Source organism: Winogradskyella flava (assembly GCF_014243395.1).
In the GTDB taxonomy this organism is placed as follows: Bacteria; Bacteroidota; Bacteroidia; order Flavobacteriales; family Flavobacteriaceae; genus Winogradskyella; species Winogradskyella flava.
In genome coordinates this window covers 201,312-218,665 of the sequence record NZ_JACLCP010000004.1, presented here as the reverse complement: position 1 = coordinate 218,665, position 17,354 = coordinate 201,312, and the positions used below count along the sequence as shown (strand labels likewise).

Annotated in this window: 18 protein-coding genes; 9 read left to right on the top strand and 9 right to left on the bottom strand. The window is 35.9% G+C overall.

The genetic code is table 11. The features are described from left to right. Positions 1–16 precede the first annotated feature (16 nt). On the bottom strand, positions 17–1,486 hold the full coding sequence (gene guaB, locus H7F21_RS13680; protein ID WP_185789863.1) for an IMP dehydrogenase: 1,470 nt from the start codon (positions 1,484–1,486) through the stop codon (positions 17–19). A 317-nt stretch (positions 1,487–1,803) separates the two neighbouring features. Here guaB and H7F21_RS13675 point away from each other — a divergent pair, with 317 nt between their 5' ends. Beyond that, positions 1,804–4,035, top strand: a complete 2,232-nt coding sequence (locus H7F21_RS13675; protein WP_185789862.1) for a TonB-dependent receptor family protein — start codon at positions 1,804–1,806, stop codon at positions 4,033–4,035. A gap of 57 nt (positions 4,036–4,092) precedes the next feature. Here H7F21_RS13675 and H7F21_RS13670 read toward each other — a convergent pair whose 3' ends face one another. From H7F21_RS13670 to H7F21_RS13655, 4 genes are all read right to left on the bottom strand, one after another. Next, a complete protein-coding gene (locus H7F21_RS13670) occupies positions 4,093–4,956 on the bottom strand; it encodes a hydroxymethylglutaryl-CoA lyase (RefSeq protein WP_185789861.1) in 864 nt (287 codons plus the stop codon). Positions 4,957–5,034: 78 nt separating this feature from the next. Further along, on the bottom strand, positions 5,035–6,183 hold the full coding sequence (locus H7F21_RS13665; protein WP_185789860.1) for a Kelch repeat-containing protein: 1,149 nt from the start codon (positions 6,181–6,183) through the stop codon (positions 5,035–5,037). Positions 6,184–6,283: 100 nt separating this feature from the next. Further along, positions 6,284–6,901 (bottom strand): LysE family translocator, encoded by a 618-nt coding sequence (locus tag H7F21_RS13660; protein ID WP_185789859.1) that lies wholly within the window; start codon positions 6,899–6,901, stop codon positions 6,284–6,286. A gap of 10 nt (positions 6,902–6,911) precedes the next feature. Next, a complete protein-coding gene (locus H7F21_RS13655) occupies positions 6,912–7,946 on the bottom strand; it encodes a quinone-dependent dihydroorotate dehydrogenase (protein ID WP_185789858.1) in 1,035 nt (344 codons plus the stop codon). Between the two features lie 149 nt (positions 7,947–8,095). Between H7F21_RS13655 and H7F21_RS13650 the strand changes: the two genes are divergently transcribed. The 8 genes from H7F21_RS13650 to H7F21_RS13615 all read left to right on the top strand — a co-directional run bounded on the left by H7F21_RS13650 (position 8,096) and on the right by H7F21_RS13615 (position 14,090). Next, a complete protein-coding gene (locus H7F21_RS13650; RefSeq protein ID WP_185789857.1) occupies positions 8,096–8,926 on the top strand; it encodes a universal stress protein in 831 nt (276 codons plus the stop codon). 21 nt (positions 8,927–8,947) lie between these two features. Next, positions 8,948–10,177, top strand: a complete 1,230-nt coding sequence (pepT, locus tag H7F21_RS13645; protein WP_185789856.1) for a peptidase T — start codon at positions 8,948–8,950, stop codon at positions 10,175–10,177. A gap of 27 nt (positions 10,178–10,204) precedes the next feature. Next, positions 10,205–11,056 (top strand): helix-turn-helix transcriptional regulator, encoded by an 852-nt coding sequence (locus H7F21_RS13640; protein WP_185789855.1) that lies wholly within the window; start codon positions 10,205–10,207, stop codon positions 11,054–11,056. Positions 11,057–11,146: 90 nt separating this feature from the next. Continuing rightward, a complete protein-coding gene (locus tag H7F21_RS13635) occupies positions 11,147–11,539 on the top strand; it encodes a DUF5367 family protein (protein WP_185789854.1) in 393 nt (130 codons plus the stop codon). Then, positions 11,536–12,015 (top strand): anthrone oxygenase family protein, encoded by a 480-nt coding sequence (locus tag H7F21_RS13630; protein WP_185789853.1) that lies wholly within the window; start codon positions 11,536–11,538, stop codon positions 12,013–12,015. Before H7F21_RS13635 ends, H7F21_RS13630 begins: the two co-directional genes overlap by 4 nt. A 17-nt stretch (positions 12,016–12,032) precedes the next feature. Further along, complete coding sequence (locus tag H7F21_RS13625; protein ID WP_185789852.1) at positions 12,033–12,869, top strand: SDR family oxidoreductase; 837 nt, start codon at positions 12,033–12,035, stop codon at positions 12,867–12,869. A gap of 148 nt (positions 12,870–13,017) precedes the next feature. Further along, a complete protein-coding gene (locus H7F21_RS13620; RefSeq protein WP_185789851.1) occupies positions 13,018–13,317 on the top strand; it encodes a hypothetical protein in 300 nt (99 codons plus the stop codon). Positions 13,318–13,490: 173 nt separating this feature from the next. Continuing rightward, the gene (locus H7F21_RS13615; RefSeq protein ID WP_185789850.1) at positions 13,491–14,090 is read left to right on the top strand and encodes a YdeI/OmpD-associated family protein; all 600 of its coding nucleotides are present in this window, start codon (positions 13,491–13,493) and stop codon (positions 14,088–14,090) included. Positions 14,091–14,144: 54 nt separating this feature from the next. Here H7F21_RS13615 and yajC read toward each other — a convergent pair whose 3' ends face one another. The 4 genes from yajC to H7F21_RS13595 form a co-directional block, all read right to left on the bottom strand. After that, positions 14,145–14,435: a preprotein translocase subunit YajC gene (gene yajC / locus H7F21_RS13610; protein ID WP_185789849.1), complete on the bottom strand. Its 291-nt coding sequence runs from the start codon at positions 14,433–14,435 to the stop codon at positions 14,145–14,147. Positions 14,436–14,445: 10 nt separating this feature from the next. After that, a complete protein-coding gene (locus H7F21_RS13605; protein WP_185789848.1) occupies positions 14,446–14,997 on the bottom strand; it encodes a DUF1573 domain-containing protein in 552 nt (183 codons plus the stop codon). A gap of 125 nt (positions 14,998–15,122) precedes the next feature. Then, on the bottom strand, positions 15,123–16,034 hold the full coding sequence (gene nusB, locus H7F21_RS13600) for a transcription antitermination factor NusB (RefSeq protein WP_185789847.1): 912 nt from the start codon (positions 16,032–16,034) through the stop codon (positions 15,123–15,125). 125 nt (positions 16,035–16,159) lie between these two features. Further along, positions 16,160–17,263 (bottom strand): Glu/Leu/Phe/Val family dehydrogenase, encoded by a 1,104-nt coding sequence (locus tag H7F21_RS13595; protein WP_185789846.1) that lies wholly within the window; start codon positions 17,261–17,263, stop codon positions 16,160–16,162. Between the last annotated feature and the right edge of the window lie 91 nt (positions 17,264–17,354).

Below are 17,354 nucleotides of genomic sequence, written 5' to 3'. Positions count from 1 at the left end.
CGTGAGCAGAAATAAGTTACCTCGAATAATTAGGTGCTTCTTTTGTAATGGTGACATCATGTGGATGACTTTCGTTAATACCACTAGCTGTAATCTTAACAAAACGTCCAGTCTCTTTTAGAGTGGCTATGTCCTTTGCTCCGCAGTACCCCATTCCTGCTCTTAGTCCACCAACAAACTGGTGGATGCTTTCGAACAATTCCCCTTTGTAAGGCACACGACCCACAATACCTTCAGGAACTAATTTTTTAATATCATCTTCTACATCTTGGAAATAGCGATCCTTACTCCCTTGTTTCATGGCTTCAACAGACCCCATTCCTCTATAGGATTTAAACTTACGACCTTCGTAAATAATAGTTTCACCTGGACTTTCTTTTGTACCTGCCAAAAGTGACCCTAACATCACGGTATCCGCACCAGCAGCTATAGCCTTTGGAATATCTCCAGTGTAGCGAATACCACCATCTGCTATAACAGGAACTCCAGAACCTTTAATGGCAGCAGCAACTTCCAACACTGCAGAAAATTGCGGAAAACCAACACCTGCAACAACGCGTGTTGTACATATAGAACCTGGTCCAATACCAACTTTAACAGCATCTGCTCCCGCTTCAACTAAATATTTAGCAGCCTCTCCAGTGGCAATATTACCAACGATGACCTCTAGGTTAGGGAACTTTGTCTTTATTTCCTTAAGTATGGATACTACACCTTTGGTATGCCCATGAGCAGTATCAATAACTACCGCATCCACTCCTGCATTTACTAAAGCTTCTGCCCTATCCACTGCATCGCCTGTGACTCCTATTGCTGCGGCAACCCTTAGTCTTCCGTATGAATCTTTGTTCGCATTTGGTTTTTGTGTGACCTTTGTAATATCCCTAAAGGTTATTAAACCAGCAAGCTTATCGCCCTCAACAATTAGTAGTTTTTCAATTTTATTGGCCTGCAATATGGCCTCCGCATCTTTCAAAGAAGTCCCTTTTGGAGCGGTTACTAAATTTTCTTTGGTCATTACCTCAACGATCGGTCTATCGCTTTGATGCTCAAAACGTAAATCACGATTTGTCACAATGCCTTTAAGCACACCGTTGTCATCAACGATAGGAATACCTCCAATACTATGCTCGCGCATGGCATTTTTCGCATCAGCAACAGTAGCATCCATTGGTAAGGTCACAGGATCGATTATCATTCCACTTTCAGCACGTTTTACGCGACGCACTTTCGTTGCCTGATCTTCAATCGTCATGTTTTTATGAAGCACCCCTATACCACCTTCTTGTGCCATGGCAATTGCCATTTTACTTTCAGTGACCGTATCCATAGCCGCTGAAATTACGGGAATATTGATTGTAATATTTCTAGTAAACTTTGTTTGAATATTCACCTCGCGAGGTAATACTTCTGAAAATGCTGGAACTAGTAGGACGTCATCGTAGGTAAGACCTTCACCTAGGATTTTGTTTTCGTGTGCTGTCATCGTGCAATTAAGATATAATTGCGTGCAAATTTACGCATTTTATTTCACTTAACTAGTCTGTAAAATGTTTAAGTGTAAATTCATTAAGACTTTAATAAATAATAATTATCTAAATATATATACGTCTTTTTTAAGTTTCTTAATATCAATTAATCGCTAAATCAATAATTAGCAAAAACCATTGCTTGACATAACACATTAATAACCAAAACTTTCTAAATTTTATTTTTATTTATTCTAAATAAACTTTGTAAAAATAGATTTAGGTCTTAAATTTGCACACTGAAAGAAATATTATTTTTAATCAGTCTAAATAAATGAAACTCAAATTTAACCTATCATTATTAGGTTTATTAACGTCAATAAACCTAATTGCCCAAGAAAATCAACCTGAAACACCTAAAGATTCCATTCAAAAGTTAGATGAAGTTGTTATCAACTCCAATCAGATCTTCGGAAGTAAATATGTCGCAAGACATAGAACAGGATCTGCCTATTATCTATCTCCGGAAGAGCTCAAAAAATTCAGTTATACAGATATTAATCGCGCTTTACGCTCTGTACCAGGTGTCACCTTTTACGAAGAAGATGGCTTTGGTTTACGTCCCAATATAAGTTTAAGAGGTACATCTCCTCAACGTAGTGCAAAAATATCTTTAATGGAAGATGGTGTGCTCATTGCTCCTGCACCTTATAGCGCACCTGCTGCCTATTACTTCCCTTCAGTTGGTCGCATGCAAGCTGTAGAGATTCTAAAGGGAAGTAGCCAAGTACAATTTGGCCCCTTTACTACTGGTGGCGCCATAAATATGATTTCAGCTCAAATACCTACTACGTTAAATGGCGAAGTTCGAGCCAGTTATGGTGCTTTTGACACTCAGCAATTTTTAGCTAGAGTTGGTGATAGCAAGAAAAACTTTGGTTATATGGTGGAGTATCTAAATTTTGGATCTAATGGATTCAAAAATCTACCAGACAATAGCAATACTGGTTTTGACATCAATGAGGTTACTGCAAAATTTAGAATCAACACGAATCCTGATGCTAAACTAAAGCAAGCTTTAGAAACGAAGTTTCATTATTATGACGAACGCTCTAATGAAACATATTTAGGGCTCACCGAAAGTGATTTTGATACCTCACCATTTAGCAGATATGCCTCTTCGCAAGATGATAGAATGACGGCTGAACAAATTCAGTTAATGTTAACTCATACTTTAGATTTTAATAAAAACTTCAGAATCACAACCAATGGTTATTATAACAAGTTTTCACGTAATTGGTTTAAGCTTGACGATGTAGTATTCAATGGCGATAAACAAAGCATTGCTGATGTCGTTGGTAATCCTGATCAGTTTGAAGACCATATGGCGATTGTCCGAGGAGATGTCGATTCTGAAGCTGATGCCCTACTCCTAAAAGCAAATAACCGTGTGTACTATTCTAAAGGCATACAAACAAAATTAGATTACCATTGGTATGGTGAAACTACTTTTCATGATATCGAAATAGGAATGCGCTACCATTATGATGAAGAAGATCGTTTTCAGTGGGAGGATGGTTACAATATAATTAACCAAGAAATGACTAGGACATCACAAGGGCCAAGAGGAGCACAAGGCAATCGCATTAGTAGTGCCACTGCATTTGCTAGCTATGTAATGTATAAATTAAAATTTAACAAACTTACTTTAACACCAGGCATGCGTTATGAAAACATTGTACTCCAGCGTGATAATTTTGGAAGTGATGACCCTAATAGAACAGGTAGTAATTTAGCATTCCGAGAAAATAAAGTAGACATCTTTATTCCAGGTATTGGTTTTAACTATGCATTTTCTGATAATATGTCTGTTTTTGGTGGTGTCCATAAAGGATTTTCTCCTCCAGGAAGTGAAGATGGCGAAGACCCAGAAGAAAGTGTAAATTATGAACTCGGATCCCGTTTTTCTCTGGGACAGCTTCGTGGGGAAATCGTTGGTTTTTACAATGACTATAGCAATCTGCTTGGAAGTGATTTTGCTGCTACTGGTGGAACGGGTTCTTTAGATCAGTTTAATGCCGGAGAAGTTGCTGTGAGTGGTCTTGAATTATTATTGAATTATGAGTTACTTCCAAATAATACTAAATTAAAATTACCCATAACATTTGGATATACCTTTACAAATACAGAATTCTTAAATAGTTTTGGTAGTGATGATAGTATTTGGGGCGAGGTCCAAGAAGGTGATGAATTACCATACATCCCAATTCATCAATTTAATATAATGGCCTCTTTAGAACATGCTAAATATGAATTAAACTTAAGTGGTCGTTATAATGGTGAGTTTAGGACTTTAGCTGGTTCTGGAAACATTGCGGCTGATGAACTCGTCGCTTCGAACTTTATAATAGATTTCTCGGCTAAATATCATTTTTCAAAACAATTAAGTCTTACAGGAAATGTAATTAATATGCTCGATGAAACTTATGCTGTGTCTAGGGTACCAGCTGGTTTGCGTCCAGGTCATCCTTTTGGAGGAAATCTAGGATTAGAGTTTAGATTTTAAACTATACTTAATTGATGAATAAAAGGCGTTATCTTTTTGAGATAGCGCTTTTCTTGTTTAGTGATATTTAGAAAAAATTTTTGTGGCCTCGTTATAAGCACTTTCAAAACTCATGGCATTTAAGTCATGTGCTTTTTTTTGAGTAAAGTACGATAGCATTTTTTCGGTAGGCATATTACCTGTAAGCTCATCCTTAGCCATAGGACAACCTCCAAAACCTTGAATGGCACCATCAAAACGTCTACAACCCGCTTTATAAGCTGCATCGATTTTTTCAAACCACGTTGTTGGCGTAGTATGTAGATGCGCACCAAATTCAATGTCAGGATATTTGGGAATGAGATTAGAAAAGAGATAGTCTATGTTTTCTGGATTAGAACTTCCTATGGTATCACTTAACGATAAAATTTTGACTCCCATTTTTGCCAGACGTTCCGTCCACTCCCCTACTATATCTACATTCCAAGGATCTCCATATGGATTACCAAATCCCATGGAAATATAAACGACAACTTCCTTATTAGTTTTATCTGCGACGTTCAGTATTTCTGATAGTGTCACCACAGATTGCGCTATGGTTTTATGCGTATTACGCATTTGAAAGTTTTCTGATATTGAAAATGGAAAACCCAGATAATCAATCTCAGAGTGTTGTGATGCATCATTAGCACCTCTTGTATTAGCGATAATGGCAAGCAACTTACTCCTCGTTTTACTTAAATCTAGTTGCGCAAGAACTTCAGCGGTATCAACCATTTGCGGAATAGCTTTCGGTGACACGAAGCTTCCAAAATCTATCGTGTCAAAACCAACACGAAGCAAGGACTGAATATACTGTACCTTCTTCTCAGCAGGAATAAATTCCCTGATACCTTGCATGGCATCTCGTGGGCATTCTATGAGTTTAACTATATCTGGCATTGCTTTTCAAATATAGTATAAATAGTGCATTCAAAAATTTTAAAACCTATAATCAGATACTTACTGCTGCACCACTGTCTAATGCTTTACCAATTTAATGATTTGGCTATTGCCTTGGTCTTTAAGTTTTAAAATATAGATTCCTTTTTGAAGGTCATTGATATCCATTGTAGTAATATTCGATGCTTCTTTAACGATACGTCCCGTCAAGCTTAAAAGTGTTAATTCTTCAACTTGCTTAGAAAAGCTAACATAATCTATAGCAGGATTTGGATACATTGAAAACAACTCTTCATTATAATCTTCTGTACTTAAAGTAATACTCGCCATTTGCGTACTGGCAATAGCCGAAGTACCACTAGATGTTGTATTCCCTCCCATAACATACAATTCACCATTGACGCCCTCGGCAGAAGCGTGTCTGCGATTTACTAAATTACTGGTAGTCTCCGTGAAAGTATTCGTTGACGTGTCGAAATAGCCTGTAAAGTTTTGATCTGAAAAATCACCGAGCACGTAGATTCTATCGCCAACAACTGCTGTCGCATTAGCTGATAAAGTTTGAGGTAAGGTATATTCGTCAGTCCAAGTATTTGTCGAGATGTCGTATACATGGATTTTATCGGAAGTGCTCCCGTTAAATCCACCAATGATATATAGTTTTCCGTTAACCACCTCACCTTTGGTTTCCGCTGCAATTGGCATTGGCGCCAACTCTGTGATCGTTAATGCCGAAGTATTAACAGCATATAATTTATTAGAAAAACCAGAACCTGTATTACCACCAAAAGAATATATAATATTGCCTTCTACAGATACTCCGGCTCCGGCTGCTGGCTGAGGATTTACTAGACCTGGATTTACAACTACTCCTGTGGCTAAATCAACAATTTCTAGAGCGTCATTGAAGCTGTTACCAGGCGTATAGCCATTAAAGATAAATAAGTTATTACCAACTATGGCAGCCGAACCAAAACGTTTTCCTATCGTGGCATTCGTCAGAACGCTCCAAGAGTTATTAGTAATATCATATTTAAACACATCTGATGTAAAACCACCAGCAATACTAAAGCCATTGGCTACATAAATATTACTGCCATCATTAGCAGAGCTCGTTGCGCTTTTTGCCGCAGGCATATCAGCTGCATCACTAAAGTTTATGCTTTGACAATTTGCATGTATTCCTATAAAAAAACAGAAGAAAATAAAAGTGTAGAGGTGTTTCATATTAAGCCTTCAATGAATTTTTGGTAAATAATTTCTGTCAAAATTAATATTATTTTAATATATAAAAAACGCCAACAATAAATTTGAGCAAAAAACTATATTACAATAAAATAAAAACTGCGATACCAATAAAAACAATAATCTGAAGCCATTTAAATACAACACCAGAGTTTTTATGCATTAACGTGTAGATCTTTATCTGTGAAGCAAGCAAAGCTATGATTGAAAATATAATGAACGACACCAGCATGAAAATACCACCCAAAACATAGAATTGAATAACCGTGCTCATAGTGTCCGAAAATAAGAATCCTGGAAAAAATGCCAAAAAGAAAATGGTCACTTTAGGATTTAAAACATTCATGAAAAACCCTTGGACAAAGAGACCTTTTAAACTCTTTTTAGGTACGCTTTCAGCATCCAAATCCAAATGAGTATCAGCCTTAAATACTTTATACGCCAAATACAAAAGGTATATCGCTCCCAATATCTTAATTCCGAAGAATACATTGTCATTAGCCTTAATAACGGCAGAAACGCCAAACGCCAAAAGTGTTGTATGGACTATGCAGCCAGCGATTAATCCAAATACCGTAGCCAAGCCATACATTTTACCATGAGTAATACTCTGTACTAATACATAGATGTTATCTGGTCCAGGCGAGATAGCCAAAGCCGAAGTCGCTAAGGCAAATGATATGAGAATTTCAACATTCAACTAATATGCATTATGACCTTTTTAGTAGAGCCTTATTGATGCGCTTAATGAGACTTGGTCCTTCATAAATAAAACCGGTATAAATCTGCACTAAGTCTGCACCTGCGTCAAGCTTTTCCAACGCATCTTCCGCAGAGTGTATGCCTCCTACTCCTATAATTGGAAATGCTTTATTGCTTTTATCCGCCAGATACTTAATAACTCTTGTAGATTTAGATTTTATAGGTTGTCCACTCAGTCCTCCGTTTCCGATGTCTTCCAAGCGTTTCTGTGTGGTTTTTAAACCCTCACGATCAGTTGATGTATTACTAGCAATAACACCATCTAAGTTCGTTTCTTTTACCAAATCTACAATTTCATCCAACTGACCATCATTTAAATCTGGAGCAATCTTCAATAGGATGGGCTTTTGTTTATCAAACTTTGAATTCGCATTTTGGACGTCGCCTATCAGCTCTATAAGGTAGTCTTTGTCATTGAGTTTAGCATGACTTCCTACATTAGGACAACTAACATTCAGCGCAAAATAATCGACAAAAGGATGCAAGGCATTAAAACAATCCAGATAATCTTTAGTATAATCTTCTGCCTTTGTTTGGGTGTTCTTCCCAATATTTCCGCCAATAATTAATTGCCCTTTATTTTTCTTTAGTTGATCAATAGCAGCTTCCAGACCTTCGTTATTAAAGCCCATTCTGTTAATGATTCCTTTATCTTCTTTAAGCCTGAATAAGCGTTGCTTCGGATTGCCCTCTTGACCTTTTGGTGTCACTGTACCTATTTCTATAAACCCAAAACCAAAATTCGCCAATTCATTATAAAGCACTGCATTTTTATCAAATCCAGCTGCAAGTCCTACTGGGTTTTTAAATTTTAGTCCGAACAATTCGCGCTCTAGGGTTTTGTCCTCGATGAGATATAGACCTCTAAATAAGCCTTTGACACCAGGAATTTTAGAAATATTTCGGATTAACGAGAATGTAAAATAGTGCACACGCTCAGGATCGAAACAGAATAGAATTGGTCTAATTATGGCTTTATACATATCTGTTGATTTGCTATGCAAAAATAAGAATCCTTAATCACTATTTAGGCGTATTTAATAGATTAAATAATCAATTATAAACTGTCATTTGTCATATTTTTTAGTGAATCTAAGTCATAACTTTGGACTGTAACCAAATTTATAAAGTCATGAAAAAAATTATCATACCTGTCGATTTTTCGAAATATTCAGAATATGCTTTAGAAACTGGAGCTGCTCTAGCAAAGCAGCATAACGCAGAACTCATTGTGATGCATATGTTAGAACTATCAGAATCTATCTTCTCGACCTCTAGCACAGAAAGAAATGAAGAAACCGCATTTATGCTTATGGTCACCAATAAGGAATTTGAAGAATTCTTGGACAAGCCTTACTTAGAAGGCATCACAGTGACTCCAATAATAAAGCATCACAAGGTATTAAAAGAGGTATCTAAAGTAGCTAGTCGCGAAAAAGCAGACCTTATAGTTATGGGGTCTCGTGGACATAGTGATCATGATGGTATTTTTACAGGTTCTAATACCGAAAAAGTTGTACGTTACAGTGAGACGCCTGTTTTAGTTGTAAAATCAAAACCAGAATCTGTTAATTTTAAGAATGTCGTTCTTGGATGTGATTTTAGCGAAGAAAGTATTGATGCTGTTAAAAAAGCTATCGAAGCATTAAAAGAACTTTCAGAGAACACCACCTTGCTACATGTAAATCTTCCTAATCTAGGCTTTATGAGTACGGATGAGATTGATGAAAAAATCACAGACTTCTTTAAGCTTGCCGATCTTCAAGACAAAGCATCAAGCATCGCTTATATATCAGATCATACAGTTGAAGATGGTGTACTTAATTATGCAAGACGCAATAGAGCGGATGCTGTGGCCATTATTACACATGGTAGAACTGGCTTAAGTCATTTCTTTGGTGGCAGTATTTCAGAAGACTTGGTTAATCACTCAAGACTTCCAGTTGTAACTTTTAAGTTATAACTTTGTGACAAAACCAAAATTATGCAGCACATCATTGATAGATTTATCAGCTACGTTACTATTGACACGGAGTCTGATCCAAATTCTAATACAACACCTAGTACCAAAAAGCAATGGGATTTAGCCAATAAACTTGTAGAAGAACTTAAAGCTATTGGTATGAATGATGTCACTATCGATGACAACGCCTATATCATGGCAACCTTACCAAGCAATGTAGATCATGATGTGCCAACCATTGGTTTTATTTCACATTTTGACACTTCTCCTGATTTTACTGGTGCTAATGTAAAACCTCAAATTATCAGGGATTACAACGGTAAGGATATTGTCCTTAATCCAGAAAAAGACATTGTCTTATCACCAGATTATTTTGAAGACCTTTTACAGTACAAAGGGCAAACTTTAATCACTACGGATGGCACTACCCTTTTGGGAGCTGATGATAAAGCAGGTATCACGGAGATTGTGACGGCTATGGAATATCTTATTAATCATCCTGAAATTAAGCACGGTATTATTAAAGTAGGCTTTACGCCAGATGAAGAAATTGGAAGAGGTGCCCATAAATTTGATGTTAAAAAATTTGGTGCTGATTGGGCTTATACCATGGATGGTAGCCAAATAGGCGAATTGGAATATGAAAATTTTAATGCTGCTGGTGCTACTATAACCGTCAAAGGCAAAATAGTTCATCCTGGTTATGCCAAAGGTAAAATGATAAATTCCATGTATTACGCTAGCGAATTTATTAATGCATTACCAAACCTAGAGAAACCGGAGCATACTGAAGGTTACGAAGGGTTTTTTCATTTGTACAGTATTGAAGGAAAGGTAGAAGAAACCGTTTTAAAGTATATCATCCGTGATCATGACAAGGATAAGTTTGAAGCACGCAAAGCATTGATGGAAAAGGTGACTTTAGACTTAAATACCAAATTTGAAAGTGAGGTTTTTGATTTAGATATAAAAGACCAGTATTACAATATGAAAGAAAAGGTAGAACCTGTCATGCACATTGTAGATATTGCCGAAGAAGCAATGAAAGCCCTAGGCATAAAACCTCTAATTAAACCTATAAGAGGTGGTACGGATGGCTCGCAATTGTCTTATATGGGTTTACCTTGTCCCAACATTTTTGCTGGCGGTCATAATTTTCATGGACGTTACGAATATGTTCCAGTAGAGAGCATACAAAAAGCCGTAGAAGTGATTTGCAAAATAGCAGAATTGACAGCGCTTAAGCAATAAATCAACCAAATTGGGTTATACAGAAGAATGAATCGCGAAATAATCGACATAAAGGATTATACCATTTTATTGGAAGAAGCTTCTACTAATAATAGTTTAATTGATTCATGTTTTTTTGACGAACCTGTAATAGCTATAGCCTTTTATGGTGAAGGTGACGTTGGTCTTAAAGTGAAGTTTGATGGAAGAATTAAAGAATTTCATCATACAAAAGGAATAGTTTTATCATTTTACGCTGATGATAAAGTGGAATTTGAACACCATGTCTCAAAATTAAAACCGCTTCAATGCTTAGTGATAGCTACAACTATTAGAAACATAGATAAATTACCAAATGGAGAAAGTCAGTTTTTAGAAAAATTTTTACATCAATTAGTGCACCCAAAAGATCACTATGTTGAAGGTCCTGTCTTTAATATGAACCCAGAAATGTTTCAGCTAGTGGAACAATTCTTTAATAATACTTACAAAGACGAGATTAAGATGATGTTCTACAAAAGCCATATTACAGCTTTACTTTCTCATTATTTTGGGCAATTGGCAAAACAAAAAACTACAAAACTTGATACTTCACAACTAGAAAAAATTAATCTAGCCCAAGAAATTTTATTATCCGATTTAGAGAATCCACCGTCTTTAACAGAATTGGCTCATCGAATTGGGACCAATACCAATAAACTCAAAATAGAATTCAAAGCGCAGTTTGGTGTTCCTGTTTTCAAATACTTACAAAACGAACGATTAAAGAGAGCTTACAATCTAATAAAGAACGAACACAAAACTATTCAAGAAGCCGCTTGGGCTGTAGGTTATGATAGTTTAGGTTCTTTCTCTAACGCTTTTGAAAAAAAGTTTGGCTATAGACCGAGCCAAGCTTAAAATTCTTTTCGAATAAATCATAATTCTTTTTGAATAAGTCGCTGACTTATAGCTACAATAGCTTTGTATCATAATTAAAAAACAAAAATTATGATTATTCAAAAAATATTTAGCATTCTATGCGCCATTTTAGTTTGGATTATAGGCGTTAGCTTTTTCCTCTTGTCTTTTTATGTTCCCATTTTAGAAAATCTTGAGCGACAATCTAATATTGTACTGGTAATAGCCATAATACCAAGTGCTTGTTTAGGAACATATCTTTTCTATACAAAGAGCTACATGAAACCATCTGCATTGGCCATTACATTTATAATTGTGGCTACTATATTGGACGTATTGATAACGGTTCCTGTATTCATAATTCCAAATGGTGGTAGTTATTCAGAATTTTTCGGAGATCCTATGTTTTATGCGATCATAGTAGAGTTTTACTTCATTGTATTGTATTTCGGAAATTATTTAACCAAAAGGATAAAAGCATGAAAACGACGACTCTTTTTATAACAGTTTTATTGAATGCACTTTCTACAGGATTTTTTTTCGCTTGGTCAGTTTCGGTCATATTGGGAACAAAAAAAGTGAGTGATTTTACTTACTTGGAAAGCATGCAGAGCATCAATAAAGAAATCTTAAACCCAGCATTCTTCTCGGTGTTCTTTGGAAGCCTAATCACATTATTAATAACTACTTATTTGCAGTTTAACAACAAACCTGTGTTTGTATTAGTCTTGGCATCAGCAATTATCTACCTATTTGGCACTTTTGGCATTACTGCCTTTGGAAATGTTCCTTTAAACAATGAATTAGAAACATTGAACATTACCAAACTGAGCCTATTAGAATTAAAAAACTTTAGAACCTATTATGAAAGTGCTTGGAATCGATATCATAACATTAGAGCCATTTCAAGCATGATTTCATTCATCTTATTACTTATATCAATAGTTATTAAAAAATAATTTTAAAACAATTCATTATGAAAACGAACATTTTAGTTATCGGAGGAACCGGGAAAACTGGTCGCCGCGTAGTAGAACAATTACAAAACAAAGGGATTGAACCTAGAATTGGTTCAAGAAACGCATCACCAAGCTTTGATTGGGACAATAAAGACACTTGGGTAAATGCTTTACAAGGCATTGAAAAAATGTATGTGACTTATTATCCAGATCTAGCTGTTCCTGGAGCCAAAGAAGCCATACAGAGTTTAACCTATTTAGCAAAAGAATTAGGCGTTAAAAAAATGGTTTTGCTTTCTGGAAAAGGGGAAACCGAAGCAGAAGCTTGTGAAAATATTGTAATGGATTCTGGAATAGATTATACCATAGTTAGAGCGTCTTGGTTTAACCAAAATTGGAGTGAAAGTTTCTTTTTAGAACCTATATTATCAGGAGAAGTAGCGTTACCAATGTCTGATGTTTTAATTCCATTTGTGGATGCTAATGATATTGCTGAAGTTGCCGCTACCGTATTAATTGATGATTCTTATAATGGGGAAATCATTGAGGTAACAGGGCCAGAATTAATTACATTTAAGCAAATCGTTGACATCATTTCAAAGGCAAGTGACAGACGTTTAAACTTTTACGAAATCACTTTAGAGCAATATGTGGATGGCATGAAACAAATGCAAATACCTAATGATGTTGTTTGGTTAATTGAGTATTTGTTTAGTCATGTTTTAACCAATCCAAAAAATCAACTGGTAGTGAGTGATATTGAACGTGTTTTAGGCAGAAAAGCAAAACCATTTATGGAATATGCAATAGAAACAGCTAAAACTGGTATTTGGAATCAGATAAGCGTCATATAAATATTGCCAACCACATATATAGCTAATTGCTTTGGAATTTCCTACTGGGAAATTCTTGAGCAATTTACTATCTTGTTTCATTAATCTCAAAATCATAACTGATTTTCCATATAGCGTCTTAGGCAATGGGCTTTGGTAGTTATTAAACATGACAGAAGAACAAACAATATCTTGGATTCTTATGGCCTTGGCGATTGCTTCATCTCATGAGGCTGTCGACCGAAAGGCTATTTCTATGGTAGCAGATAGTATCAATCATGCTGTACCTACCTCCCAAGAACTGGAGCTCTCTATAAAATGGTTGCTTCACAGAAATCTCATTACCGAGGAGAACAAAAAATACGTTCTGACTCATTCTGGCAAATCTGAATGTGACAAGGCATTCAAGAAATCAGGTCGTTTCGCTATATGGAAACAACTTGAAAAAGTAATAAAAAACTATGACTGACAATCGATATAGTTATTTTCTCGATCAGTACTAGCTTATGTCCGCTTCTAACGCAAGTTCACTATATTCATGTCTATTCAAATTTTATTTTTTAAATTAGTTACTAATATATAGGAAAGGTCACAAGGATTATTTTAATTATTATTTACTAAAAAGAACCTGAATTCAAGAAAATGAAAAAAGTCTATTCCGTAGAGGAATATATTGAGATCAACTCACATTATGCAGATGAACTAAGGCTACTGCGTGAGATTGTAAATGCTACGGATTTAGAGGAAACTGTAAAATGGAGTATGCCAACCTATTGCCTTAATGGTAAAAATGTATTAGGCATTGGTGCTTTTAAACAGCATTTTTGTTTATGGTTTCACCAAGGTGTATTTCTAAAAGACGAGCACAATTTGCTTATTAATGCGCAAGAAAACAAAACCAAGGCCTTACGACAAATGCGTTTTGAGACTTTAGCAGAGATCAAAAAGCCCCTTGTACTGAGTTATGTAAGAGAGGCCGTGGAAAATCAGCGCTTGGGCAAAGAGATAAGGCCACAACGTATAACCAAAACCATTGTTATACCAGATGAACTAAATCATATTCTCAAAGCAGATCAAGAATTAAATGTCAGTTTTAAGGCTTTAACACCCGGTAAGCAAAGGGAGTACTGTGAGTATATTAGTGGTGCAAAAAGAGACACTACAAAACAATCACGCATAGAGAAAATTACACCAATGATTCTAAGCGGTATTGGACTCAACGATAAGTATAAAAACTGCTAAATAGAAAAGCCGTTCCAAAAGGAACGGCTTTCTTAATATTTTTATGCCTCAGGATTACTTTACAGTAACTGGAGTATTTAATTTTCTACTCATTTCCATGGAAATTGCAGAGCGATCAAATTTAATCTTTCCAGCCATTGTTTCAATAACGCAGCTATTATCTTTATCGTTCAACTCTGTAACCTTACCATGCATTCCACTTTTAGTGATGACACGATCGCCTCGCTTAAGCTCACTGGCAAACTTCTTTTCTTGCTTGGCGCGTTTCATTTGTGGTGCAATCATAAAGAAATACATCACAGCAAAAATGGCAATAAATGGTAAAAATGATCCTATTCCGTCCATTAGTGAGTTATTAATTATGGTTATGTCCTTCGTGACCTGGCTGTGTTGAAGTCTTTACTGGAGTTGTAGATAAAGGATTCGCAGCAGCAGCCTTTACAGGTGACTTTTGTGGAGCATTTGGATCTTTTTCAACTAATGCCGTAATCTTCACAATTTGCGTCCCTTTTTCCGTATTGGTTGTCATAGTTAAAGACTTAGTAACCTTACCGTTACCCTTACCATTAAACTTTACCGTAAACTGGCCGGTTTCTCCTGGTGCTACTTCCTTAGTATAGTTAGAAGGTACTGTACAACCACAAGTACTCTTGATATTACTAACCACCAACATCGAATTACCTACGTTTGTGTATTTAAATACCGTTTCTACTGGAGTTCCATCCATAATTTTACCAAAGTCGTGCTCTGTCTTGTCTAATTCTAGCACTGGAAAGTTACCTGCGTTGGCATCTCGCTCTGCAGCTACGGCAACATTCTCTGATTTAATTTTACTTGCAGCATTCTCTTTACAAGAAGTAAATGCCACCATACATAATGTGCTAAGTCCTAAGATTACTTTTTTCATTACAATATATTTTAATTAATAAGTCGTTCTAATTTCAGCAGGCAAATGTAGCAATTATTTTAACCAATTAAAATTTTTAAGTCTGGCTTAACATTTCAACGCACCCAATAGCACTTAAAACAGCATTACATCAGGCCTCTTCCTGTTTTGGAATGGAGATCATTAGACTTGTATTCCTTAACGATTTTATCCAGTATCCCATTAATGAATAGGCTACTTTTTGGTGTAGAATATTCCTTAGCAATTTCAAGATATTCGTTAATGGTCACCTTATGAGGAATGGAAGGAAACTTTTGAAATTCACACAATGCCATTTTTAAAAGCACACCATCTATGCTTGCCAGTCGTTCTGAATCCCAATTGGTAGTTTTAACGGCAACCTCATCTGCGAACTTGCCATTATTAAGGACAGTCTTTTTAAACAATTCCCTTGCGAAGTCCCTGTCATCTTCATCCTTATATAAATCTGGCAAAAGCAATGTCTCAGGCGAGGTGAGTTTTAGCTTTCTTAGGGTTTTCAGCAATACAGTATTTACCAGAGGAAGATCGTCTACCCAAGTCAATTTTTTATCTTCAAAGTAATCGTAAAGCTTATCATTTGGAGCGATAATCTCAGTATAAATGTCCAAGACAAATTGCTTGTCTTTCTTAAACGATATTTCTGAATCATTTATATAATCCTCATAAATATCGCTTTTCAGTATGGCTTTAAAAAGAATATCTACATATTCAAAATCCAGATCCCAAAAGTTTAATTTGCGCTTTGAGATGGTTTCTTGCAACATCTTGTTATCGCTGATTAAACTTAACAGTGCATTATCCTGAAACCTAGTGTTTGGATTTTTGTCCAAGTCACTGCCCAAAAGCTTTTTTTGCAATTTTTCATTATAGTCCTTGCTCTTTTTATGAAGCTCAGTTAGCAAGGCCAATATAGAGAGGTACAAATCATACATGCTATCCAAACTGTGTAGTAAAAACTTCTCGTCTTTAGTCAAATCATCACTTTCAGTACCTTTAAAAGCATACAAAGTTTGCATGACTTTTATTCTGATGTGTCTTCGGTTTAGCATATGTAAAGAACTACTTTAATATTTATGATTAAAAAAGGTGAACCGATATAGATTCACCTTGCAAAAATACTATTATTTAAATCGTAAAAAAATTATTTAGAGTTTTCTCGCTTACGCGTTGCAATGCGCTCCCTAGCAATATTCAATGCCGCGCTATGTGATGTAAGTTCATTCACTTTAGCATTATCTAAAATCTCTAATGTGGTATTAAAGATATTTTCAGTCTTACGCATGATTTCCTGTCTATCATAGTTCTCCAGTTCTGCATAAACATTGATAATACCACCAGCATTGATTAAAAAATCTGGTGCGTATACAATACCTCGTTCTTGAAGTATCTTTCCATGCTTATCTTCGTCTGCCAATTGGTTATTTGCCGCACCAGCAATAATATCGGCTTGTAACTTATAAATAGTATCATCATTTACCGTAGCGCCCAATGCACAAGGTGCATAAATGTCCATAGCTTCACCATAAATGTCGTTTCCTCCATAAATAGTTGCTCCATATTTAGAACGCACCTCTTCTAAACGCTCTTGGCTAATATCCGAAATCGTAACATTGGCACCTTCGTTAACCAAATGTTCAACTAAAGCCTCACCTACATTTCCTATACCTTGAACAAACACATTTTTCTCTTCAAGGACATCAGAACCATATCTAAATTTCGCAGCAGCTTTCATGCCCATAAAAACACCATAGGCAGTAATAGGAGATGGATTACCAGCACCACCTTTATTTTGGGATATTCCAGTAACATAAGGCGTCACTTCCCTTACTATATCCATATCTTCGGTTTCCATACCAACATCTTCTGCTGTAATATATCTGCCACTTAAGGAATGTACAAACTCACCAAAGCGCTTCATGAGTTCTGGTGTTTTTTGGGTTTTGGCATCACCTATAATTACCGCTTTACCTCCACCTAAGTTTAAACCCGTAATGGCAGATTTAAAAGTCATACCACGCGAAAGTCTAAGCACGTCATTCAGTGCTTCCCATTCGTTATTATAGCTCCACATTCTGGTACCACCAAGTGCTGGTCCCAAAACCGTGTTATGGATTCCGATTATTGCTTTTAAACCAGTATCTTTGTCGTTGCAAAAAACGATTTGTTCGTGGTCATCAAAAGACGTTTGTCCAAAAACGGGATCGATTTTCTTAAGCTCCTTAGAGCTGATTATATCTGAAGTCATTTTCAATTGAGATTTAAGGCTGTTTGAAGATACTCTAAAAACAGCGAGCAAAAATAAATTATTAATAGAGGATTAGCAAAATATTAACGTC

Bases quoted from the DNA above. Each gene is read 5' to 3' on its own strand.
- guaB (WP_185789863.1), bottom strand. From the start codon at position 1,486: ATGACAGCACACGAAAACAAAATCCTAGGTGAAGGTCTTACCTACGAT.
- H7F21_RS13675 (WP_185789862.1), top strand. From the start codon at position 1,804: ATGAAACTCAAATTTAACCTATCATTATTAGGTTTATTAACGTCAATA.
- H7F21_RS13670 (WP_185789861.1), bottom strand. From the start codon at position 4,956: ATGCCAGATATAGTTAAACTCATAGAATGCCCACGAGATGCCATGCAA.
- H7F21_RS13665 (WP_185789860.1), bottom strand. From the start codon at position 6,183: ATGAAACACCTCTACACTTTTATTTTCTTCTGTTTTTTTATAGGAATA.
- H7F21_RS13655 (WP_185789858.1), bottom strand. From the start codon at position 7,946: ATGTATAAAGCCATAATTAGACCAATTCTATTCTGTTTCGATCCTGAG.
- H7F21_RS13650 (WP_185789857.1), top strand. From the start codon at position 8,096: ATGAAAAAAATTATCATACCTGTCGATTTTTCGAAATATTCAGAATAT.
- pepT (WP_185789856.1), top strand. From the start codon at position 8,948: ATGCAGCACATCATTGATAGATTTATCAGCTACGTTACTATTGACACG.
- H7F21_RS13640 (WP_185789855.1), top strand. From the start codon at position 10,205: ATGAATCGCGAAATAATCGACATAAAGGATTATACCATTTTATTGGAA.
- H7F21_RS13635 (WP_185789854.1), top strand. From the start codon at position 11,147: ATGATTATTCAAAAAATATTTAGCATTCTATGCGCCATTTTAGTTTGG.
- H7F21_RS13630 (WP_185789853.1), top strand. From the start codon at position 11,536: ATGAAAACGACGACTCTTTTTATAACAGTTTTATTGAATGCACTTTCT.
- H7F21_RS13625 (WP_185789852.1), top strand. From the start codon at position 12,033: ATGAAAACGAACATTTTAGTTATCGGAGGAACCGGGAAAACTGGTCGC.
- H7F21_RS13620 (WP_185789851.1), top strand. From the start codon at position 13,018: ATGACAGAAGAACAAACAATATCTTGGATTCTTATGGCCTTGGCGATT.
- H7F21_RS13615 (WP_185789850.1), top strand. From the start codon at position 13,491: ATGAAAAAAGTCTATTCCGTAGAGGAATATATTGAGATCAACTCACAT.
- yajC (WP_185789849.1), bottom strand. From the start codon at position 14,435: ATGGACGGAATAGGATCATTTTTACCATTTATTGCCATTTTTGCTGTG.
- H7F21_RS13605 (WP_185789848.1), bottom strand. From the start codon at position 14,997: ATGAAAAAAGTAATCTTAGGACTTAGCACATTATGTATGGTGGCATTT.
- nusB (WP_185789847.1), bottom strand. From the start codon at position 16,034: ATGCAAACTTTGTATGCTTTTAAAGGTACTGAAAGTGATGATTTGACT.
- H7F21_RS13595 (WP_185789846.1), bottom strand. From the start codon at position 17,263: ATGACTTCAGATATAATCAGCTCTAAGGAGCTTAAGAAAATCGATCCC.